Here is a 22,146-nt window from a genome sequence, read left to right on the forward strand (position 1 = left end):
CCCTCGTATCTTTTAGGAGAAATAAATGACTAAAGAAAATATTAAACTTTTTTCAGAAATGCACGCTGAACCAAGCTGGTTGGCTGACCTCCGTCAAAAAGCTTTTGATAAGATTGAGAGCCTAGAATTACCAGTCATTGAGCGTGTCAAATTCCACCGTTGGAATCTGGGTGATGGAACGATTACAGAAAGTGAACCATCAGCAAATGTTCCAGATTTCACAGCTCTAGATAACCACTTGAAGTTGGTCCAAGTAGGAACTCAAACTGTTTTTGAGCAAACTCCAGTTGAGTTAGCTGAACAGGGTGTTGTCTTTACAGACTTCCACTCAGCTTTAGAAGAGATTCCAGAGCTTATTGAAGAATTCTTCATGTCATCTGTTAAGTATGACGATGACAAGCTGGCAGCCTATCATACAGCTTATTTCAATAGTGGTGCTGTTCTCTACATTCCAGATAACGTAGAAATCACAGAACCAATCGAAGGCGTTTTCTACCAAGACAGCGATAGCGATGTGCCGCTTAACAAGCATATTATGATTATCGCTGGTAAAAATTCTAAGATTAGTTATCTTGAACGTCTAGAGTCACGAGGTGGAGGTAGTGCAAAAGCAACTGCCAATATCACAGTTGAAGTGATTGCTCGTTCTGGTGCGCAAGTGAAGTTTGCGGCTATTGACCGTCTAGGTGAAAACGTCACTGCCTACATTAGCCGTCGTGGTAAATTAGGCAACGATGCAAGTATTGACTGGGCAATCGGTGTCATGAACGAAGGAAATGTCGTTGCTGATTTTGATAGTGACTTGATTGGTAATGGTAGCCATGCAGATCTTAAAGTAGTAGCTCTTTCAAGTGGCCGTCAGGTACAAGGGATTGATACCCGAGTAACTAACTATGGTTGCAACTCAATCGGAAATATCCTGCAACATGGGGTTATTCTTGAAAAAGCAACTTTGACTTTCAATGGTATTGGCCACATCATCAAAGGTGCTAAAGGAGCAGATGCGCAACAAGAAAGTCGTGTTCTCATGCTTTCAGACCAAGCTCGTTCAGATGCCAATCCAATTCTTTTGATTGATGAAAATGACGTAACTGCAGGGCACGCAGCTTCTATCGGTCAGGTAGATCCAGAAGACATGTACTACCTCATGAGCCGTGGCTTGGATAAGGCAACTGCAGAACGTTTGGTTGTCCGTGGTTTCCTTGGATCTGTTATAGTGGAGATTCCAGTCAAGGAAGTTCGTGATGAAATGATTGCGACTATCGAAGAAAAATTGTCAAAACGCTAAGGGGTAGCCTATGTTAGATGTAGAAGCTATTCGCAAGGATTTTCCAATTTTAGACCAGATTGTCAACGATGAACAATTGGTCTATTTGGACAATGCTGCGACGACACAAAAACCACTAGCAGTTCTGGAGACGATTAACCGCTACTATGAACAGGATAATGCCAATGTTCACCGAGGTGTTCATACCTTGGCTGAAAGGGCGACAGCTTCTTATGAGGCCGCTCGTGAAACCATTCGTAAGTTTATCAATGCAGGGTCTACAAAGGAAGTTCTCTTTACTAGAGGAACGACAACAAGCCTGAACTGGGTGGCGCGCTTTGCAGAGGAAGTCTTGACTGAGGGAGACAAAGTTTTGATTTCTGTCATGGAACATCATTCCAATATCATTCCTTGGCAAGAAGCTTGCCGTAAGACTGGGGCAGAGCTTGTCTATGTCTATCTCAAGGACGGATCTCTGGATATGGATGATTTGCGAGTTAAATTGACTGATAGAGTCAAGTTTGTCTCCCTAGCTCACGCCTCAAATGTTCTTGGTGTGGTCAATCCAATCAAAGAAATCACTCAATTGGCCCACCAAGTTGGTGCCATCATGGTGGTGGATGGAGCACAATCTACACCTCATATGAAGATAGATGTTCAGGACTTGGATGTGGACTTCTTTGCCTTTTCAGGTCACAAGATGGCGGGTCCAACTGGTATCGGTGTTCTTTACGGTAAAGAAAAGTATCTGGAACAAATGTCCCCAGTAGAATTTGGCGGCGAGATGATTGATTTCGTCTACGAGCAATCTGCTAGTTGGAAGGAATTGCCTTGGAAATTTGAGGCTGGAACACCAAATATGGCAGGTGCTATAGGACTTGCTGCCGCAGTAGATTATCTTGAAAAGATTGGTATGGATGCGATTGAAGCCCATGAACAAGAATTGATTGCATACGTCTATCCAAAACTGCAGGCGATTGAAGGATTGACTATTTACGGTTCTCAGGACTTGGCTCAACGTTCAGGTGTCATTGCCTTTAACCTAGGTGAACTTCATCCGCACGACCTTGCGACTGCTTTGGATTATGAAGGAGTGGCTGTTCGAGCGGGTCACCACTGTGCCCAACCCTTGCTCCAGTATTTGGATGTTCCAGCAACAGCTCGTGCAAGTTTTTATATCTACAATACCAAGGCTGACTGCGACAAGCTAGTCGATGCCTTACAAAAGACAAAGGAGTTTTTCAATGGCACTTTCTAAACTAGATAGCCTTTATATGGCAGTGGTAGCGGACCATTCGAAAAATCCACATCACCAAGGGAAGTTGGATGATGCTGAGCAAATCAGTCTCAACAATCCAACCTGTGGGGATGTGATCAACCTCTCTGTTAAGTTTGATGCAGAGGATCGTTTGGAAGATATCGCTTTTCTAAACTCAGGTTGCACCATCTCGACTGCCTCTGCAAGCATGATGACGGACGCAGTTTTAGGAAAAACCAAACAAGAAATCTTAGAACTGGCGACTATTTTTTCTGAAATGGTTCAAGGGCAAAAAGATGACAGACAAGATAGTCTTGGTGATGCTGCTTTCTTGTCAGGTGTTGCCAAATTCCCTCAACGAATCAAGTGTGCAACCCTAGCTTGGAACGCCCTCAAGAAAACAATTGAAAATCAAGAAAACAAGTAAGGCAAGTTTCTTTTGTCTTATGAATCAGTAGAAATGAAGAATGAAAGAAAGGATATTATGGCTGAAGAAAGAGTAGAACCAAAACCAATTGACCTTGGTGAATATAAATTTGGTTTCCATGATGATGTAGAGCCTGTCCTATCGACAGGAAAAGGATTGAACGAAGATGTCATTCGTGAACTATCAGCTGCTAAGGGAGAACCTGAGTGGATGTTAGAATTCCGTTTGAAGTCTTATGAAACCTTCAAAAAAATGCCCATGCAAACTTGGGGAGCGGACTTGTCTGAGATTGACTTTGATGACTTGATTTATTACCAAAAACCATCTGATAAGCCAGCCCGTTCTTGGGATGAAGTTCCCGAAAAAATCAAAGAAACCTTTGAACGTATCGGGATTCCTGAAGCTGAGCGTGCCTATCTAGCAGGTGCCTCTGCCCAGTACGAGTCAGAAGTGGTTTACCACAACATGAAGGAAGAGTTCCAGAAATTGGGGATTATCTTTACAGATACGGATTCTGCCCTCAAGGAATACCCAGACTTGTTTAAACAATACTTTGCTAAGTTGGTACCGCCAACAGATAACAAATTGGCTGCCCTTAACTCAGCAGTATGGTCTGGTGGAACCTTTATCTACGTACCAAAAGGGGTCAAGGTAGATATTCCACTTCAAACTTACTTCCGTATCAACAACGAGAATACAGGTCAGTTTGAACGTACCTTGATTATCGTTGATGAGGGAGCAAGTGTCCACTACGTTGAAGGATGTACAGCGCCAACTTATTCAAGTAACAGTTTGCATGCTGCCATCGTAGAAATCTTTGCCTTGGATGGTGCTTATATGCGTTATACAACCATCCAAAACTGGTCTGATAACGTCTATAACTTGGTGACAAAGCGTGCTAGGGCTCAAAAGGATGCCACTGTTGAGTGGATTGATGGAAACTTGGGTGCTAAAACAACTATGAAATACCCATCTGTTTACCTTGATGGAGAAGGGGCGCGTGGTACTATGCTCTCTATCGCCTTTGCTAATGCTGGACAACACCAAGACACGGGTGCTAAGATGATCCACAATGCTCCACATACTAGCTCGTCTATTGTGTCTAAATCCATCGCTAAAGGCGGAGGAAAGGTTGACTACCGTGGACAGGTCACCTTTAACAAGAACTCTAAGAAATCTGTTTCCCACATTGAATGTGATACCATTATCATGGATGACTTGTCAGCATCAGATACTATTCCATTTAATGAAATTCATAACTCGCAAGTTGCTTTGGAACACGAAGCTAAGGTCTCTAAGATTTCAGAAGAACAACTCTATTACCTCATGAGCCGTGGTTTATCAGAGTCTGAGGCAACTGAGATGATTGTCATGGGATTTGTAGAGCCTTTCACAAAAGAGCTTCCAATGGAATATGCCGTTGAGCTTAACCGCTTGATTAGCTACGAAATGGAAGGATCAGTTGGGTAAAATTTGATTTTAGATTTACCCAAAATCAAGGACTTTGAAGATGAACTTGTAACAAAAAGAGACTGAGAAAAAATATTTTAAGAACAGAAAACGCATGATATCAGTACACAAAAACTTGATATTATGCGTTTTATTGTGGGAAGATTTATTGCATTCTCTCATGAAATGGAGGTTTTTTCCTAAGCGCTTTTGATTTTTGATATATTTTTGTGAGGACGAAGTAAGACTATATATAAAATAGTCAGTTCAAGCCATGATATAGTTGCTTAGTTTTAAATAAGAATATTATAATAAAGCTATGGTATATAGTACAGATTTTAAAAAAGGAGTATTAGATTACATCAAAGAAGGACATAGCCATGTCGAGGCAACTAAAGTTTTTGATGTTGGCGTCAGAACTCTCTTCACGTGGGAAAAGAAAGACGTGAACAAGGACACTTAGAGCGGAAAAAGCGAGTCGTCAAAAAGCGAAAGATTCCTTTAGGGGAATTGAAAGCTTTTGTAGAGGCTCATCCAGACGCTTTTTTACGGGAAATTGCGGCACATTTTGATTGTGTTGTTCCTTCAGTATGGGCAGCTTTAAAGCAGATTAAGGACACTAGAAAGTCGCTGAGTTTCTTGATATTTTGGATAACCTAAAAGATTTATCAGTCGTATATATTGACGAAATGGGAATCGACCGCTACCTCTATCGTCCTTATGCACGGGCTCCTGGAGTGGAGAAAGTCTATGAAAAGATTAGCGGACGGCATTTTGAGCGGACTTCAATTGTTGCAGGACAAGTAAACAGAGAGTTTATAGCTCCCATGATTTACAAGGAAAGTATGACGAGGGATTTCTTTGTGGAGTGGTTCAAAACGCAGCTCTTGCCTGCTTTGAAGACACCTCATGTCATTGTCATGGACAATGCTAGTTTTCATCCCAAGATAGACACTTTTTCTTACCTCTACCACCTTATTCCCCAGATTTGAATCCTATTGAGCAAGCTTGGGCTATCTTGAAAAAGAAAGTGACGGATTTATTAAGGGAAGTTCCAAATATTTTTGAATGTTTGAAGTGCTTTTTTAAAACTAAATGACTATAATTATAAAATGCTTATTGATTTTGATTTAAAATGAGTCAAAAAGCCGTTGCACAACGGTTTTTTGTTATAATTAAATGAAGAATGTAGAATAAAAGGAGAAAAACATGACATTTGAAGAAATCCTGCCTGGGTTAAAGGCTAAGAAAAAATATGTTCGTACTGGTTGGGGAGGTGCTGAAAACTATGTCCAACTCTTTGACACTATTGAACAAAACGGGGTTGCACTTGAAGTGACACCTTATTTCCTAATCAATGTGTCTGGAGAAGGAGAAGGTTTTTCCATGTGGAGCCCGACACCTTGTGATGTTTTGGCGACGGATTGGGTAGAAGTGCATGACTAAGCGTGTATTGATTACAGGAGTGAGTTCAGGGATTGGCCTAGCACAAGCTCGCCTCTTTTTAGAGAATGGCTTTCAAGTTTATGGAGTTGACCAAGGTGAAAATCCACTCTTAGAGGGTGATTTCCACTTTTTTCAGAGAGATTTGACCTTGGACTTGGAGCCTATTTTTGACTGGTGTCCTCAGGTAGATATTTTGTGCAATACTGCTGGAGTTTTGGATGATTACAAACCACTGTTGGAACAATCAGCGCAGGAAATTCAAGAAATTTTTGAAATTAACTACGTTACTCCAGTAGAGTTGACTCGCTATTATTTGACCAAAATGTTGGAGAATAAAAAAGGATCCATTATCAATATGTGTTCCATTGCTTCAAATCTAGCAGGAGGTGGTGGTCACGCCTATACTTCATCTAAGCATGCTTTGGCTGGATTTACCAAGCAGTTGGCTCTAGACTATGCTGAAACTGGGATTCAGGTCTTTGGTATCGCTCCAGGAGCAGTCAAGACAGCTATGACCGCTGCAGACTTTGAGCCAGGTGGTTTAGCGGACTGGGTGGCTAGTGAAACACCAATCAAGCGCTGGATTGATCCAGAGGAAGTAGCAGAGATTAGCCTTTTCTTAGCAAGTGGAAAAGCAAGCGCCATGCAAGGACAAATCTTGAGAATAGATGGTGGCTGGTCTTTGAAGTAGGAGGATCTGATGGAAATCAAAAGACACTTTGGAGTCTACGCTGTTTGCTTTGAAAATGGGAAGTTACTCTGCATTGAAAAAACGAGAGGTCCTTATCAACATCGGTATGATCTACCCGGTGGTAGCCAGGAAGTAGGTGAAGGACTGACGGAAACGCTGACTAGAGAAGTTATGGAAGAGACGGGATTTACTGTTAGAAACTACTCTAATCCTCGAATCTACGATGTTTTCGTCAGGGAAGAGTTAAAAAACTTTATGGTTCACCATGTCATGGCCTTGTATGATGTTGAAATGAATGAGAGTGCACCTCAAGTTACGATTTCGGAAGCTGTGTCTGATGGTGCGAATGATTCACTTGGATATATTTGGATGAATATTCAAGAGATCACAGAAGAAAATGCATCGCCACTAGTCTTGAAGGTTAAGTCTGAATTATTAGGGTTTCCAGAACTGGGCAATACTTCTTACATGAATTGGAAGGTGAATAATGAGAAACCAACTTGCCCTTAGTGGCGAAAAACTTGATGAAAAAGTTTACCCACAACTATTTCATCATGTTGGCATGATTCGTGGGGAATATTTGTTGAGAGAGCTCAATCAAAATATCCTATTACCAAGTTGTCAGGAATTTGTGAAAGATTATCTTGATACTATCTGCTCCTTGTACTCAGATGAGGAGATCTGGTATCGTTTTTCTGAATTAACGAATACAGAAGCTAATTGTCTAAAGGGGACTAAAGAGTATTTTGATGAAAATCATCCCTTATTTGGATATAGAGGAACTAGGCGTTTGCTGGCGTGTCCGGATGAATTTCAGGCTGAAGCACATGTCGTTACAGAAGTTTATCAAACCAATCCAAATCTATCTGTTATCTTTCCTTTTGTCAATGATGCTGAGCAGTTAAAGCAAGCTATCACAGTATTGCGTCAGCAGGGTTTTACTGGGAAAGTTGGCACGATGATTGAATTACCGTCAGCGTATTTCGACTTGGACAGGATACTGGAAACGGGCATTTCAAAGATTGTAGTTGGAATGAATGATTTGACTTCTTTTGTTTTTGCGACTGTGAGAAACAGTCAATGGCATGATATGGAAAATCCAATTATGTTAGATATGTTGAGACAGATGCAGGATAAAGCAAGGACGAAAAAGATTGACTTTGCTGTAGCAGGATATCTGAATGTTTCTTTCATACAAAAAATGAATCAGATGGGTATCGAATGCAATATCCACTATAGTTCTATTCCAGAGATATTTGATTTAGAAATTGGCTATCCAGACCATCTCAAACATATAAAAGAAGAAAGTAAGAAATTACAAAGGAGCGCCCATGACACCGCAAGAAATGTGGAATGCCTACAAGAAAATTAACCCCTCTATAGGAGATGAAATCGATGCTTGGGCTTTTGGAGTGGAACCAGACCTTTTAGCAGATTTGGTTTTAAGAGGCGAAAAGACTGCAACAGCTTCAGCCTACGACCTCTATGCACTAGAAGCCGAGTCTCTTCCTCAAGAAGGAACTTTTGATGTCATTTTAGATAGTCAAAATCAGGCTGTCTGTATTGTCGAAATTACAAAGGTTTCTGTCCAGCCCTTCAATCAAGTTTCTGCTCAACATGCCTATAAGGAAGGTGAGGGAGACAAATCACTTACCTATTGGCGTCAGGTTCATGAGGATTTTTTCACAGACTGTTTGGGTGAAGCAGGACTGACTTTTACACCTGAAAGCAAGGTTGTTTTAGAAGAATTTCGCAAGGTCTACCCACTGTAGACTGTTAGACGGAAGAAAGTTTTGGAAATCGCCGTCCAATCCTTTTTTCTCCAGCAAAACATGATATAATAAGTTTGTTTGAAGAAGAGCAGCAGCTCTTAAACTTAGAATAGGAGAAAATTATGCAAGCAGTTGAACATTTTATTAAGCAATTTGTTCCTGAACATTATGATTTATTTTTAGACTTGAGTCGTGAGACCAAGACGTTTTCAGGGAAAGTGACCATCACTGGGCAAGCACAGAGTGACAGCATTTCCCTTCATCAAAAAGACTTGGAAATCGCTTCTGTAGAAGTTGCAGGGGAAGCTCGCCCATTTACAGTTGACCATGAAAATGAAGCCCTTCATATCGAATTGGCTGAGGCTGGTCAAGTTGAAGTGCTTCTTGCCTTTTCTGGTAAAATCACAGATAACATGACAGGGATTTACCCTTCATACTACACAGTTGATGGAGTCAAGAAGGAAGTCTTGTCTACTCAGTTCGAGAGCCATTTCGCGCGCGAAGCCTTCCCCTGTGTGGATGAGCCTGAAGCCAAGGCAACTTTTGACCTTTCTCTTCGTTTTGACCAAGCAGAAGGTGAATTGGCCTTGTCAAACATGCCTGAGATTGATGTTGAAAACCGTAAAGAAACAGGTATCTGGAAGTTTGAGACAACACCTCGCATGTCATCTTACTTGTTAGCTTTTGTCGCTGGTGATTTGCAAGGTGTGACCGCTAAAACGAAAAACGGTACCCTCGTAGGTGTCTACTCAACCAAAGCCCATCCACTATCTAACCTTGATTTCTCACTAGATATTGCCGTTCGCTCAATCGAATTTTACGAAGATTACTACGGAGTCAAGTATCCAATCCCTCAATCTCTCCACATCGCCCTTCCTGACTTCTCAGCTGGTGCGATGGAAAACTGGGGTCTTGTGACCTACCGTGAAGTTTACTTGGTTGTCGATGAAAACTCTACATTTGCCAGCCGTCAACAAGTTGCCCTTGTTGTGGCACATGAATTGGCCCACCAATGGTTTGGTAACCTCGTAACTATGAAATGGTGGGATGACCTTTGGCTCAATGAAAGCTTTGCTAACATGATGGAGTACGTCTGTGTGGATGCTATTGAACCAAGCTGGAACATCTTTGAAGATTTCCAAACAGGTGGTGTTCCGTCTGCATTGAAACGTGACGCGACTGATGGCGTACAGTCTGTTCACGTTGAAGTCAAACACCCAGATGAAATCAATACGCTTTTTGACGGGGCTATCGTCTATGCCAAAGGAAGCCGTCTCATGCACATGCTTCGCCGTTGGCTAGGAGATGCTGATTTCGCTAAAGGTTTGCATGCCTACTTTGAAAAACACCAATACAGTAATACAATTGGTCGTGACCTTTGGGATGCCCTTGGTAAAGCGTCAGGACGTGATGTCGCAGCCTTCATGGATTCTTGGTTGGAACAACCTGGTTACCCAGTTCTTACTGTCAAAGTTGAAAATGATGTCTTGAAGATTTCACAAAAACAATTCTTCATCGGTGAGCACGAAGACAAGAACCGCCTCTGGGTAGTGCCACTCAACAGCAACTGGAAAGGCTTGCCAGATACACTCGAAACTGAAAGTATTGAAATCCCTGGCTACGCAGCTCTTCTTGCTGAAAACAAAACAGCTCTTCGCCTCAACACTGAAAATACAGCTCACTACATTACAGACTATCAAGGAGATTTGCTAGATGCTGTTCTTGCAGACCTAGTTGAGCTTGATAACACAAGTAAACTGCAAATCGTCCAAGAACGTCGCTTGCTTGCTGAAGCAGGGCACATTTCTTATGCTGATTTGCTTCCAGTCCTTGATAAACTTGCTAAGGAAGAATCTTACCTTGTCGTTTCAGCTGTTTCTCAAGTAATTTCTGCTCTTGAGCGCTTTATCGATGAAGGAACAGAAGCTGAAAGAGCCTTCAAAGCCTTGGTTGCTAAATTGGCTCGTCACAACTATAACCGTCTTGGTTTTGAAGCTAAAGACGGAGAATCAGATGAGGATGAATTGGTTCGTCAGTTAGCCATTTCTATGATGATTCGCTCAAATGATGCAGAAGCTAGCCAAGTCGCTAGCCAAATCTTCGCAGCCCACAAGGAGAATCTTGCAGGACTCCCAGCAGCTATTCGCTCACAAGTCCTGATTAATGAGATGAAACATCATGAGACTAAAGACTTGTTAGCAGTTTATCTTGATACTTATACGCACGCAACAGATGCTGTCTTTAAACGTCAGTTGGCAGCAGCTCTTGCCTATAGTAAAGATGCGGACAATATCCAAACCTTGATTGCTTCTTGGAAGGACAAATTTGTGGTCAAACCACAAGACTTATCAGCTTGGTACTTCCAGTTCTTAAACCATCAAGCAACTCAGGAAACAGCATGGTCTTGGGCTCGTGAAAACTGGGCTTGGATTAAGGCAGCTCTTGGTGGAGATATGAGCTTTGATAGCTTTGTTATCCTTCCTGCTCATGTATTTAAGACAGAGCAACGCTTGGCGGAATACAAGGAATTCTTTGAACCACAGCTTTCTGATCTTACTCTAAGCCGTAATATCGGCATGGGAATCAAGGAAATTGCTGCGCGTGTTGACTTGATTAACCGTGAAAAAGCTGCAGTTGAAGCAGTTGTTCTTCAATACGGAAATGCATAAATAAGCCTAAAATAAAAAGAAAACTCAGCTATCTCATGTAAAATGCAGAGAGTTGAGTTTTTTTTAAGGCAAATTTGGTATAATGGTTTTAATAAGGAGGAGTTTCTCATGATAAAAATCTTATTAGTTGAGGATGACCTAGGCCTATCAAATTCAGTATTTGACTTTTTAGACGATTTTGCGGATGTCATGCAGGTATTTGATGGAGAAGAAGGTCTCTACGAAGCTGAAAGTGGCGTCTATGACTTGATTTTGCTGGATTTGATGTTGCCAGAAAAAAATGGTTTCCAAGTCTTGAAAGAATTGCGTGAAAAGGGAATTACGACACCAGTTCTGATTATGACTGCCAAGGAAAGTTTGGATGACAAGGGACATGGATTTGAATTGGGAGCAGATGATTACCTGACCAAGCCTTTCTACCTAGAAGAACTCAAAATGCGGATTCAAGCGCTTCTCAAACGTTCAGGTAAGTTTAATGAAAATACGCTATCTTATGGAGATATTCTCATCAATTTATCAACCAATACCGTTAAGGTTGAAGATACTCCTGTCGAATTGCTGGGGAAAGAGTTCGATTTACTGGTTTATTTCCTTCAAAATCAAAATGTTATTTTGCCTAAGACTCAGATTTTTGATCGTCTATGGGGATTTGATAGTGACACAACGATTTCAGTTGTCGAAGTCTATGTTTCAAAAGTCCGTAAGAAATTAAAAGGAACCACTTTTGCAGAGAATTTGCAAACCTTGCGTAGTGTTGGGTATATTTTAAAAGATGTTCAGTAAACTAAAAAAAACATGGTATGCGGATGACTTTAGTTATTTTATTCGCAACTTTGGTGTCTTCACTCTGATTTTCTCCACCATGACTCTGATTATTTTGCAGGTCATGCACTCGAGTCTCTATACTTCGGTGGATGATAAGCTTCATGGCTTGAGCAACAATCCTCAGGCAGTTATTCAGTTGGCGGTAAATAGGGCGACGGAAGAGATTAAAGATTTGGAGAATGCTGCTACAGATACTAGCAAGACTGATGTAAAACCCAATGTCAGTTCCAATACAGAAGTCATTCTTTTTGATAAGAATTTTACCCAGCTCCTTTCTGGAAATCGATTTTTGGGATTGGATAAGATTAAGTTAGAGAAAAAAGAACTAGGCCATATCTATCAGATTCAGGTTTTTAATAGCTATGGACAGGAAGAAATCTATCGCATGATTTTGATGGAAACGAATATCAGTTCGGTTTCAACCAATATCAAGTATGCTGCTGTCTTGATTAATACCAGTCAGTTGGAGCAGGCCAGTCAAAAGCATGAGCAATTGATTGTCGTTGTGATGGCTAGTTTCTGGATTTTGTCTTTACTTGCCAGTCTCTATCTAGCTAGGGTCAGTGTTAGGCCTCTGCTTGAGAGCATGCAGAAGCAACAGTCTTTTGTGGAAAATGCCAGTCATGAGTTACGAACTCCACTTGCAGTTTTGCAAAATCGCTTAGAGACCCTTTTCCGTAAGCCGGAAGCTACCATTATGGATGTGAGCGAAAGTATTGCCTCTAGTTTGGAAGAAGTCCGAAATATGCGTTTTTTGACAACAAATTTGTTGAATTTAGCTCGTAGAGATGATGGGATTAAGCCGGAATTTGGAGAAGTTCCAACTAGCTTTTTTAATACAACTTTCACAAACTATGAGATGATTGCTTCTGAAAATGACCGTGTCTTCCGTTTTGAAAATCGTATCCATCGAACGATTGTCACAGATCAGCTCCTTTTGAAACAACTGATGACCATCCTATTTGATAATGCTGTCAAGTATACTGAAGAAGATGGTGAAATTGATTTTGTGATTTCAGCGACTGACCGTAATCTGTATTTACTTGTTTCTGATAACGGAGTTGGTATTTCGACAGAAGATAAGAAGAAAATTTTTGACCGCTTTTATCGAGTGGACAAGGCTAGAACTCGTCAAAAAGGTGGCTTTGGTTTAGGATTATCCCTAGCCAAGCAAATTGTAGATGCCTTAAAAGGAACCATTACTGTTAAAGATAATAAACCAAAGGGAACAATCTTTGAAGTGAAAATAGCCATCCACACACCATCTAAAAAGAAAAAATAAAAATATCGCTCCATATGGGGCGATATTTTGGATTATGTGACTTTCAGTCCGTCTCGCTAAGTCAGGTGTGAGACAGGCAAAACACCCGTTTTAGGGGTGGTCATGATTTTTTTATGACATAAAAATCTTGACAGATAAACTTAAAAAATGTAAACTATTTACTGGTTAATTAATTGGTTAAATAACCAATTTAGAAAACTATTTAATCAAGTAAAGGAAGTTAAGAAAAAGCTTCATCATTTATTGAAATGAGGGATTTATGAAATTCAGTAAAAAGTATATAGCAGCTGGATCAGCTGTTATCGTATCCTTGAGTCTTTGTGCTTATGCATTGAACCAGCATCGATCGCAGGAAAATAAGGACAATAATCGTGTTTCTTATGTGGATGGTAGTCAGTCAAGTCAGAAAAGTGAAAACCTGACACCAGATCAGGTTAGCCAAAAAGAAGGGATTCAGGCTGAGCAAATTGTCATCAAAATTACAGATCAGGGCTATGTGACGTCACACGGTGACCACTATCATTACTATAATGGGAAAGTTCCTTATGATGCCCTCTTTAGTGAAGAACTCTTGATGAAGGATCCAAACTACAAACTTAAGGATGGAGATATTGTCAATGAGGTCAAGGGTGGTTATATCATCAAGGTCGATGGAAAATATTATGTCTACCTGAAAGATGTAGCTCATGCTGATAATATTCGAACTAAAGATGAAATCAATCGTCAAAAACAAGAACATGTCAAAGATAATGAGAAGGTCAGCTCTGATGTTGCTGTAGCAAGGTCTCAGGGACGCTATACGACAGATGATGGTTATGTCTTTAATCCAGCCGATATTATCGAAGATACTGGTGATGCTTATATCGTTCCTCATGGAGGTCATTATCACTATATTCCAAAAAGTGATTTATCTGCCAGTGAGTTAGCAGCAGCGAAAGCTCATCTAGCGGGCAAAAATACGCAACCGAGTCAGTTAAGCTATTCTTCAACAGCTAGTGACAATACTACGCAAGCAATAGAGCAAGGATCAACTAGCACGTCAGAAAGTAAGACTGAAAATCTCCAAAGTCTTTTGAAAGAACTCTATGATTCACCTAGCGACCAACGTTACAGTGAATCAGATGGTCTGGTCTTTGACCCTGCTAAGATTATCAGTCGTACACCAAATGGAGTTGCGATTCCGCACGGCGACCATTATCACTTTATTCCTTACAGCAAGCTCTCTCCTTTAGAAGAAAAGATTGCTAGAATGGTGCCTATCGGTGGAACTGGTTCTACGGTCTCTACAAATGAAAAACCTCATGAAGTAGCGTCTAGTATAGGAAGTCTTCCAAGTAATTCATCTACTTTGAATCATGCCTCATTACTTACAAATAAGCCTAACTCTTCAACATCTGATGGCTATATCTTTAATCCAAAAGATATCGTTGAAGAAACAGCCACAGCTTATATCGTCAGACATGGTGACCATTTCCATTACATTCCGAAATCAAATCAAATTGGGCAACCGACTCTTCCAAATAATGGTCTAACAACACCTTCGCCATCTCTTCCAGTCAATCCTAGTGTTTCACATGAGGAACATGAAGAAGGTGGACACGGCTTTGATGCCAATCGTATTATTGCGGAAGATGAAGCAGGATTTATCATGAGTCATGGTGATCATAATCATTACTTCTTCAAGAAGGACTTGTCAGCAGAGCAAATTAAGGCAGCGCAAGAACACTTGAAAGGTGCAAATACAGCAACACCAAATCCAGCTCATGATGACGATCACGATGACGATCATGATGAAGATGCACATGGTCATCACCATGAAGACCATGATCACGGTTTTGATGCCAATCGTGTCATCAGTGAGGATGAGCAAGGTTTTGTCATGAGTCACGACGACCACAATCATTACTTCTTCAAGAAAGATTTGACTGCTGATCAAATTAAGGCAGCTCAGGATCATTTGAAAACACATCATGATGCAGAGCCTGTAAAACCTCTTGCTAAAACGGTAGAGTCTTTCTCAAGAGATGCTAGCGATGAAGAAAAGATTGCTTATATTTCTAAGACCTACGGCGTTCCACTTGAAGCGATTAGAATTTCAAACGGATTCTTTGTCTTTGGAAATCCAGACCAAGCCTACGATCCGACTCATATCCATCCCTACGCTGTTCGTAAGGAACACGTTCGGATTCCTCTTCAAACTGGGAATCCAGAACTTGATTTCCTAAATGAACTCTATACCACTGCTTTGCGAGATGGTGTGTCTCCTTATAGTTTACAGGTAGAAAATGGTAGTTTTGTGATTCCTCATGGCGACCATAATCACTACATCAAGGTTCAAACTAAAGGCTATGAAGTGGCTTTGAAAAACAAGATTCCAGCCCTACAACCCAACTATCAACCTGGAGCTTTTGATGAGAAGGAAGTTTTGGCAAAAGTAGACCAACTTCTAGCTGAAAGCAGAAACATCTATAAAGACAAGCCTATCGAACAAAGACAGATTGAGTTAGCCTTAGGTCAGTTTATTGAGAACATGAAGAAACTGGCAACTAACTCTACAGCAGGTTATCTTGCAACACTGGATCTCTTTGATAAGCAATATATCCATATTGATGAAAGTGTCAAACCTGTTGAAACAAGCGCTCTAGATAAGAAATATCAGGCCTTGATTGATAAAATCAATACACTGGATACAGACTCTTATGGACTTCCAAAGAAAGATCTTCTCCTTCGACTCCAAGAATCTAAATTGGCTAAAGATGAGGCTGGTTTAGCAGCGGTTGAATCACAACTTCAAGCTCTTCAAGACTTTAATGATCGAACAGGTGTTACAACTGTAGAATACATCAAGTATTTCTACGAACACGTAAATGACGGTCGTTTGAGTGATGAACTTCGAAACAAAGTAGCTCAGTTGACTTGGACTTTGTATCAATCTCAATCCTTCCTTAAGGCAGCAGAATTGAACAAATTATTCCCAAGTATCTATCAGGCAAAACAAGAAGTGGAAGAAGCTTTGAAAGCTCAGCCAACTACTGCGAAATCAAGTCAGACAGTTCTAGATACTGAAAAAGTTGATAATCAAAGTGCCAAGACAGCTATTTATGGCTTCTTGAAAGAATTGTATGGAGACTTTATGCCTGAAGAGCATGTCAATCATGTCAGCAAGGAAGAAGTAGAAAGTCTTTTGAGCAAGGCAACTCAACTCTTAGAGCAAATCCAAGAAGAAGGAATCAGACAATCCTTGGCAGAAGAAGTAGAAAATCTCAAAGCTGCTACAAACAAGGCTGATGCAGACTTGGATGAAGTAAATAGTCAGGTGAAAGATGTCTTGACTCGTATCGCTAGCGCCCTTCAACAAGAAAAGGAAAATGCTGAGCAAGATCCTCAGACACTTGTACTCTATCAAAAACTCTACGATATTCTTATGTCGCTTCATGCTTATTTAGAAAACAATAAGGGTTCTGATGCAGACTTTGATAAGGTGGATGCATTACTAGATCAACTTTCTGCTAAGAGTAAAGATAAGGCTGCTTTACTTGAATTGACAAAAGCTATTCTGATCTTGAATCAAGAAATCAAGTCAAAATCAAGCGCGAGTGAAGAAGCAAGTCCAGCAACAAATGCTGAGGCAAATGGTGATAACACCAGTGCTGAGAACCAACCAAATGTAGCTACAGAATCTAACAGTGAAACTGCTAGCGACGAAAATAAACCAAGCAACGCAACAGATTCTAAACCTGCTGAATCAGTTCCAGAAAAGGAAACAAAAGAATCTCCAATAAGTACTGGAAATCAAGAAAAACCAGTAGAATAAAAAAGTTTGTGGTCGTAGATCTAGGAGATTTTCCCATTCAAGGCTGTTTCCTATTTCTCATTGTAATTATAAACCATGGCAAGATAAGAAAACGAGCATTTCCAACTGAGGAGGTGCTCGTTTTTTGATAGTTAGAAGTAGTTTTTATCCGTCTATTTAGAGTTGATTACAAGAAATTATTGACTTGAATGTGGATATAAGATTTATTCACTGATTATAATGTTTAAATAGCACTCCAAAGCAAAAAATTATCCTCATGAGTATGAATCTTATAAATTAACTACCTCCAGACCGTGCTCTGTTAAGTGATAGATGATTGAACAGACCTCTTTTAAGAAACGACGGTCATGGGAAACAGTGATGAGACCGCCTGGATAGGTGGCAAAGAGTTTTCTGATTTGGGGTTGAGAAGTTGGAGAAAAGTTTCGTGTAGGTTCATCCAGAAGTAGAAAGTTTGGTTTGCGCAAGACTAAATCCAAAAGCAGGAGTTTTCCCTGTTGTCCGCCAGATAAGGAGTGAATTTGATGCTGCATTTCTGGATAACTGAAATTGAGACTGGCTAAGTGAGATTGGATTTTCTGTAGTTCCTCTTTTTCTCCAGTTTTGCTGAGGTAGGCTATTGGTGATAAATCCAATTGCAGTTTTTTGTGGTAATCTTGTGGCATAAAACCAAGCGAAATTTCTCTTTTTTGACTTAGCAGTTGTTGAAACTTGGCTAGCAGAGTCGATTTCCCAATACCATTTGGGCCAATGATACCGATTTTTTCTTGGCCACGGACAGTTAGTTGTAGTTTTTGAACCAAAATTCGCTCGCCGATGGACAAATTTTCTTTTTCCAGTTGGATTAAGACTTTAGAAGCCGGTAATGGCTGTATATCTGAGAAGAAAAGTCTGATTTCTTCCTCTTCAAGTGGTTTTTGGGTCATGGACTGAGCTGTCTTTTCAAAGCGTTTTTCTTGAGAGAGAACATTTTTCATTTTTTTAGCCAATAGGCGACCTGCTGTACTGTCTTTGGTAGCTCGAAGCGCAGTTTCTACATTTTGCTTGACTCGGCGATGCTTTTCCATGGTTTTATCGTAGGCTCTTTGGTCGTTGGCTGCTTGCTGGCTTTGTCTGGCAAAATTAGCCTTTCTCTGGTCGCTATAGCTATCATAGTCTAAATGCTCTACTAACGTTTCAGCTTCTTTTCGGTGCTTGACCAGTCGCAAGTGGACAATAGTGTCTGCCGTTTCAGAAAGAAAATCCTCATCATGGGAAATGAAAATAACAGTTTGCCTAATCTTGCGAATCTGACCTTTTAGCCAATCAACTGTTTCAAAGTCCAGGTCATTTGAAGGTTCATCTAAAAATAAAATCTCAAAGGGTTTGGCTAACTCATGGATGAGCTGAATTTTCAAAGCTTCGCCACCGGAGAGGCTCCCGATCTCTTGGTCGCTTGCGAAACGATTGCTATCAAAATGCAACTCCTCAGCTAAACGATATAGGATACTGTAGTCTAAATCAAGAGGATCCAAAAAGAAGTAGTCATGTAGAGTCCTATTTTTCAGCTCCTCGGGGAGTTTTTGAGGAATGTAGGCTATTGATTGATAATCAGATTGAATGTCTCCCCTGATAGTAAAATCAGGCAAAGCTTCCCCTATTAAAGTTTTAAGCAAGGTTGATTTGCCATTTCCTTCTTCCCCAATAATAGCTACCTTTTCCTCATCCTGGATGGTCATGCTTAGATCAGAGACAAGGTCTCGTAAATCTTTGTTTTGTGTGATGGTCAGGTGATTGATTTTTATCATATTGTTGCCCTTTCTAGAATGTCGATAGTGCATAACAAAAAGCTCTACTTTATCTAGTAGAGCCCAAAGTCACTGTCAAAACTCTATTATCCTCGTTGAAAGACTCGTCAAACTAGCTTGGAGTTGCCTAACCCAACCCAAGAGGAGCATAGCTTTCTAGTTTTTTGATTTTCAATGGGGACAAGATACTAGAAAATCTAGTATGAAAAGAGCCACAAAAAGAGACAAAAACAAGATCTACTAAATAAAGGTTCTTTATTTGATAGACTTAGTTGTTCATGTCTCCCTTACCTCCGAGTATTAGTATCTTTATCGTATAACTTTCAGGAAATTTTGTCAACAGAAAACTGGAAATTCTATGCTCTAAAATCCGTGTGGTAAGCATTAGTAATGAGTTCTTTGTCTTCCATGTGAGCATTCTCCTTGCTCTGATGTAGTATAGCACTAAAAAATAAAAACAGCATAGTAAATATGTTGAAAATCGAAATTTAATTACAAAGTTTGGTGGGCTGATTTGTAGGCTTTTCATGGTATAATCAAGAGAGTAAATCTTTATGGAGGAAGTATGAAATTAAATATTCAAGAAATTCGTAAGCAGTCTGAAGGCTTGCACTTTGAACAAACGTTAGACCTAGCCGCAGACCTGCGTGCACGTAATCAAGAAATTTTAGATGTAAAAAATATCCTTGCAGTTGGGAAAGTACAGTACGAAGACCGTATGTATTTCTTAGATTATCAACTATCTTATACCATTGTTCTTGCTTCAAGTCGCAGTATGGATCCAGTTGAGTTAGTTGAATCTTATCCAGTAACGGAAGTTTTCATGGAAGGTGCAACTAACCAACTAGATCAGGAAGTTTTAGACGATGATTTGGTCTTGCCTATCGAAAATGGAGAACTTGACCTTGCTGAGAGCGTGTCAGACAATATCCTACTAAACATTCCTATCAAGGTTTTGACGGCTGAAGAAGAGGCTGGTCAAGGATTTGTTTCAGGAAATGACTGGCAAATCATGACAGAGGAAGAATACCAGGCCCAACAAGCAGTTAAGAAAGAAGAAAACAGTCCTTTTGCTGGCTTACAAGGACTATTTGATGGAGACGAATAATGGTCTTGTCAAAAAAACGTGCACGAAAGGTGCTAGAAGAAATCATTGCTCTTTTTCCAGATGCCAAGCCTAGTCTTGATTTCACCAATCATTTTGAACTCTTAGTTGCGGTCATGTTGTCAGCCCAGACGACGGATGCAGCGGTAAATAAGGTCACACCAGGTCTCTTTGCTGCCTTTCCAACTCCACAAGCCATGTCTGTAGCGACAGAGAGTGAGATTGCCTCACACATTTCTCGTTTGGGATTGTATCGGAATAAGGCTAAATTCCTTAAAAAATGTGCCCAACAGTTACTAGACGATTTTGACGGTCAAGTGCCTCAGACTCGAGAAGAATTAGAAAGTCTAGCAGGTGTTGGTCGCAAGACAGCCAATGTTGTCATGAGTGTAGGATTTGGGATTCCAGCTTTTGCAGTGGATACTCATGTGGAGCGTATTTGCAAACACCATGATATTGTCAAAAAATCAGCGACACCGCTTGAGGTGGAAAAGAGGGTTATGGATATTTTGCCACCTGAAAAATGGTTAGCAGCTCATCAGGCCATGATTTATTTCGGACGGGCTATCTGCCATCCTAAAAATCCAGAGTGTGACCAGTACCCACAGTTATATGATTTTAGCAATTTGTAAGATAGGGTTTCAAAAGTTTTTGCTTGATTTTAGTCTTGCTTTGTGCTATAGTATTTTATAACTAAATATTCCTTTAAACCTGTCCCGTGAGGCAGGCAAGGAGCGCGATAAAGTAGTAGGGTGAAGTCTATACTGTTTGCAGTAGGGCTCGCTTGGCTATACATTTCAAGTCTCCTTGTTTAAGGAGACTTTTCTTTTTGGAGGTTTGTCATGAAGACAAAAGAAGTTGTAGACGAATTGACCGTCAAACGAGCGATTACGCGTATTACTTATGAGATTATCGAACGCAACAAAGATTTGAATAAAATCGTCTTGGCTGGTATTAAAACTCGCGGTGTCTTTATCGCCCACCGAATCCAAGAACGTTTGGAGCAGTTAGAAAATCTTTCAGTTCCTGTTGTGGAATTGGATACTAAACCTTTCCGTGATGATGTTAAAAGTGGAGAAGATACTTCTTTGGTTTCTGTCGATGTGACAGACCGCGAAGTTATCTTGGTGGACGATGTGCTTTATACAGGCCGTACTATCCGTGCTGCTATTGATAATATTGTAGGTCATGGTCGTCCTGCGCGCGTGAGTTTAGCGGTTCTAGTCGATCGTGGACATAGAGAATTGCCAATCCGTCCAGATTACGTTGGGAAAAATATCCCAACTAGTCGTTCTGAAGAAATCATCGTAGAGATGGCAGAACTTGATGGCCAAGACAGAGTTCTGATTACTGAAGAAGCTTAGAAAGCTAAAGGAGTAGCCATGTCAGAAAATCAACAAGCATTGAACCATGTGGTGTCCATGGAAGACCTCACTGTCGATCAAGTGATGAAATTGATCAAGCGAGGAATTGAGTTTAAAAATGGAGCTCAGCTTCCCTACGAGGACCATCCGATTGTCTCCAATCTTTTCTTTGAGGATTCTACACGGACGCATAAGTCCTTTGAAGTAGCAGAGATTAAACTGGGATTGGAGCGACTTGACTTTGATGTTAAGACTAGTTCAGTCAATAAGGGTGAGACACTTTATGATACCATCCTGACTCTGTCTGCTTTAGGAGTTGATGTCTGTGTGATTCGCCACCCAGAGGTTGACTACTACAGAGAGTTAATTGCTAGTCCCACGATTACGACTTCCATCATCAATGGTGGAGATGGTTCGGGCCAACACCCTAGCCAAAGCTTGCTGGATTTGATGACCATTTATGAGGAATTTGGTCACTTTGAGGGTCTCAAGGTTGCGATTGCAGGTGACTTGGACCACTCACGTGTTGCCAAATCCAATATGCAGATTTTGAAACGCTTGGGAGCTGAACTTTATTTTGCTGGACCTGAGGAATGGAGAAGTCAAGAGTTTGCAGACTATGGACAGTTTGCAACCATTGATGAAATCATTGATCAGGTGGATGTCATGATGTTTCTTCGTGTGCAACATGAACGCCATGATAGTGGAGCTGTCTTTTCCAAAGAAGACTACCATGCCCAACATGGCTTGACTCAAGAACGTTATGACCGTTTGAAAGAAACAGCAATCCTTATGCACCCAGCTCCAGTCAATCGTGATGTAGAAATCGCAGACCACTTGGTTGAAGCACCAAAATCACGGATTGTCCAACAAATGACCAATGGTGTCTTTGTTCGAATGGCAATCTTAGAATCCGTACTGGCGAGTAGAAACGCCAACTAAAACACAAGACGTTAAAAGACGCCAGTGAGCGTCCACGAGAGGTGAAAA

General features: G+C 40.7%; 18 protein-coding genes and 1 pseudogene. 18 read left to right on the top strand and 1 reads right to left on the bottom strand.

Going from position 1 to position 22,146, the window contains the following annotated elements; translation table 11 throughout:
* Positions 1–25 precede the first annotated feature (25 nt).
* The 14 genes and pseudogenes from sufD to SMSK564_RS05485 all read left to right on the top strand — a co-directional run bounded on the left by sufD (position 26) and on the right by SMSK564_RS05485 (position 16,900).
* Positions 26–1,288 carry a Fe-S cluster assembly protein SufD gene (sufD, locus tag SMSK564_RS05410; protein ID WP_000159661.1) on the top strand — a complete coding sequence of 421 codons (1,263 nt, stop codon included), beginning with the start codon at positions 26–28 and terminating at the stop codon, positions 1,286–1,288.
* Positions 1,289–1,298: 10 nt separating this feature from the next.
* The gene (locus tag SMSK564_RS05415) at positions 1,299–2,525 is read left to right on the top strand and encodes a cysteine desulfurase (RefSeq protein WP_000887739.1); all 1,227 of its coding nucleotides are present in this window, start codon (positions 1,299–1,301) and stop codon (positions 2,523–2,525) included.
* Positions 2,512–2,952, top strand: a complete 441-nt coding sequence (gene sufU / locus SMSK564_RS05420; protein WP_001218459.1) for a Fe-S cluster assembly sulfur transfer protein SufU — start codon at positions 2,512–2,514, stop codon at positions 2,950–2,952. The genes SMSK564_RS05415 and sufU overlap by 14 nt, the downstream gene beginning before the upstream one ends.
* A gap of 57 nt (positions 2,953–3,009) precedes the next feature.
* Positions 3,010–4,422 (top strand): Fe-S cluster assembly protein SufB, encoded by a 1,413-nt coding sequence (gene sufB / locus SMSK564_RS05425; RefSeq protein ID WP_004236244.1) that lies wholly within the window; start codon positions 3,010–3,012, stop codon positions 4,420–4,422.
* 298 nt (positions 4,423–4,720) lie between these two features.
* Positions 4,721–5,500, top strand: a pseudogene (locus tag SMSK564_RS13535) (IS630 family transposase).
* A gap of 110 nt (positions 5,501–5,610) precedes the next feature.
* Complete coding sequence (locus SMSK564_RS05445; protein ID WP_000141913.1) at positions 5,611–5,847, top strand: DUF2829 domain-containing protein; 237 nt, start codon at positions 5,611–5,613, stop codon at positions 5,845–5,847.
* Positions 5,840–6,538, top strand: coding sequence for a 3-oxoacyl-ACP reductase (locus tag SMSK564_RS05450; protein ID WP_000167121.1), 699 nt, complete (start codon positions 5,840–5,842; stop codon positions 6,536–6,538). The genes SMSK564_RS05445 and SMSK564_RS05450 overlap by 8 nt, the downstream gene beginning before the upstream one ends.
* Positions 6,539–6,547: 9 nt before the next feature.
* On the top strand, positions 6,548–7,048 hold the full coding sequence (locus tag SMSK564_RS05455) for an NUDIX hydrolase (RefSeq protein ID WP_000403935.1): 501 nt from the start codon (positions 6,548–6,550) through the stop codon (positions 7,046–7,048).
* Positions 7,026–7,910 carry a putative PEP-binding protein gene (locus SMSK564_RS05460; RefSeq protein ID WP_001245836.1) on the top strand — a complete coding sequence of 295 codons (885 nt, stop codon included), beginning with the start codon at positions 7,026–7,028 and terminating at the stop codon, positions 7,908–7,910. The genes SMSK564_RS05455 and SMSK564_RS05460 overlap by 23 nt, the downstream gene beginning before the upstream one ends.
* Positions 7,870–8,310 (top strand): ASCH domain-containing protein, encoded by a 441-nt coding sequence (locus tag SMSK564_RS05465; RefSeq protein WP_000188807.1) that lies wholly within the window; start codon positions 7,870–7,872, stop codon positions 8,308–8,310. The genes SMSK564_RS05460 and SMSK564_RS05465 overlap by 41 nt, the downstream gene beginning before the upstream one ends.
* 122 nt (positions 8,311–8,432) lie before the next feature.
* Positions 8,433–10,979 (top strand): M1 family metallopeptidase, encoded by a 2,547-nt coding sequence (locus SMSK564_RS05470; protein ID WP_001149126.1) that lies wholly within the window; start codon positions 8,433–8,435, stop codon positions 10,977–10,979.
* A gap of 108 nt (positions 10,980–11,087) precedes the next feature.
* A complete protein-coding gene (ciaR, locus tag SMSK564_RS05475) occupies positions 11,088–11,762 on the top strand; it encodes a two-component system response regulator CiaR (RefSeq protein WP_000590627.1) in 675 nt (224 codons plus the stop codon).
* A complete protein-coding gene (ciaH, locus tag SMSK564_RS05480) occupies positions 11,752–13,086 on the top strand; it encodes a two-component system sensor histidine kinase CiaH (protein ID WP_000491803.1) in 1,335 nt (444 codons plus the stop codon). The genes ciaR and ciaH overlap by 11 nt, the downstream gene beginning before the upstream one ends.
* A gap of 259 nt (positions 13,087–13,345) precedes the next feature.
* Positions 13,346–16,900, top strand: coding sequence for a pneumococcal-type histidine triad protein (locus SMSK564_RS05485; protein ID WP_000672567.1), 3,555 nt, complete (start codon positions 13,346–13,348; stop codon positions 16,898–16,900).
* Positions 16,901–17,169: 269 nt separating this feature from the next.
* Here the strand turns inward: SMSK564_RS05485 and SMSK564_RS05490 are convergent, their stop codons facing one another.
* On the bottom strand, positions 17,170–18,720 hold the full coding sequence (locus SMSK564_RS05490; RefSeq protein WP_025170892.1) for an ATP-binding cassette domain-containing protein: 1,551 nt from the start codon (positions 18,718–18,720) through the stop codon (positions 17,170–17,172).
* A 532-nt stretch (positions 18,721–19,252) separates the two neighbouring features.
* On the opposite strand from SMSK564_RS05490, the gene SMSK564_RS05495 reads away from it, so the two are divergent.
* The 4 genes from SMSK564_RS05495 to SMSK564_RS05510 all read left to right on the top strand — a co-directional run bounded on the left by SMSK564_RS05495 (position 19,253) and on the right by SMSK564_RS05510 (position 22,098).
* Positions 19,253–19,795, top strand: coding sequence for a YceD family protein (locus SMSK564_RS05495; RefSeq protein WP_000773214.1), 543 nt, complete (start codon positions 19,253–19,255; stop codon positions 19,793–19,795).
* Positions 19,795–20,424, top strand: coding sequence for an endonuclease III (gene nth / locus SMSK564_RS05500; protein ID WP_000244454.1), 630 nt, complete (start codon positions 19,795–19,797; stop codon positions 20,422–20,424). Before SMSK564_RS05495 ends, nth begins: the two co-directional genes overlap by 1 nt.
* Before the next feature lie 210 nt (positions 20,425–20,634).
* Positions 20,635–21,156, top strand: coding sequence for a bifunctional pyr operon transcriptional regulator/uracil phosphoribosyltransferase PyrR (pyrR, locus tag SMSK564_RS05505; RefSeq protein WP_000850023.1), 522 nt, complete (start codon positions 20,635–20,637; stop codon positions 21,154–21,156).
* A gap of 18 nt (positions 21,157–21,174) precedes the next feature.
* Positions 21,175–22,098: an aspartate carbamoyltransferase catalytic subunit gene (locus SMSK564_RS05510; RefSeq protein WP_001293841.1), complete on the top strand. Its 924-nt coding sequence runs from the start codon at positions 21,175–21,177 to the stop codon at positions 22,096–22,098.
* Positions 22,099–22,146: the final 48 nt, after the last annotated feature.

The sequence above is a fragment of the Streptococcus mitis SK564 genome (assembly GCF_000148525.1).
GTDB lineage: Bacteria > Bacillota > Bacilli > Lactobacillales > Streptococcaceae > Streptococcus > Streptococcus mitis_H.

Coding starts and splice junctions, on each gene's coding strand:
- sufD (WP_000159661.1), top strand. CDS start 26: ATGACTAAAGAAAATATTAAACTTTTTTCAGAAATGCACGCTGAACCA.
- SMSK564_RS05415 (WP_000887739.1), top strand. CDS start 1,299: ATGTTAGATGTAGAAGCTATTCGCAAGGATTTTCCAATTTTAGACCAG.
- sufU (WP_001218459.1), top strand. CDS start 2,512: ATGGCACTTTCTAAACTAGATAGCCTTTATATGGCAGTGGTAGCGGAC.
- sufB (WP_004236244.1), top strand. CDS start 3,010: ATGGCTGAAGAAAGAGTAGAACCAAAACCAATTGACCTTGGTGAATAT.
- SMSK564_RS05445 (WP_000141913.1), top strand. CDS start 5,611: ATGACATTTGAAGAAATCCTGCCTGGGTTAAAGGCTAAGAAAAAATAT.
- SMSK564_RS05450 (WP_000167121.1), top strand. CDS start 5,840: ATGACTAAGCGTGTATTGATTACAGGAGTGAGTTCAGGGATTGGCCTA.
- SMSK564_RS05455 (WP_000403935.1), top strand. CDS start 6,548: ATGGAAATCAAAAGACACTTTGGAGTCTACGCTGTTTGCTTTGAAAAT.
- SMSK564_RS05460 (WP_001245836.1), top strand. CDS start 7,026: ATGAGAAACCAACTTGCCCTTAGTGGCGAAAAACTTGATGAAAAAGTT.
- SMSK564_RS05465 (WP_000188807.1), top strand. CDS start 7,870: ATGACACCGCAAGAAATGTGGAATGCCTACAAGAAAATTAACCCCTCT.
- SMSK564_RS05470 (WP_001149126.1), top strand. CDS start 8,433: ATGCAAGCAGTTGAACATTTTATTAAGCAATTTGTTCCTGAACATTAT.
- ciaR (WP_000590627.1), top strand. CDS start 11,088: ATGATAAAAATCTTATTAGTTGAGGATGACCTAGGCCTATCAAATTCA.
- ciaH (WP_000491803.1), top strand. CDS start 11,752: ATGTTCAGTAAACTAAAAAAAACATGGTATGCGGATGACTTTAGTTAT.
- SMSK564_RS05485 (WP_000672567.1), top strand. CDS start 13,346: ATGAAATTCAGTAAAAAGTATATAGCAGCTGGATCAGCTGTTATCGTA.
- SMSK564_RS05490 (WP_025170892.1), bottom strand. CDS start 18,720: ATGCACTATCGACATTCTAGAAAGGGCAACAATATGATAAAAATCAAT.
- SMSK564_RS05495 (WP_000773214.1), top strand. CDS start 19,253: ATGAAATTAAATATTCAAGAAATTCGTAAGCAGTCTGAAGGCTTGCAC.
- nth (WP_000244454.1), top strand. CDS start 19,795: ATGGTCTTGTCAAAAAAACGTGCACGAAAGGTGCTAGAAGAAATCATT.
- pyrR (WP_000850023.1), top strand. CDS start 20,635: ATGAAGACAAAAGAAGTTGTAGACGAATTGACCGTCAAACGAGCGATT.
- SMSK564_RS05510 (WP_001293841.1), top strand. CDS start 21,175: ATGTCAGAAAATCAACAAGCATTGAACCATGTGGTGTCCATGGAAGAC.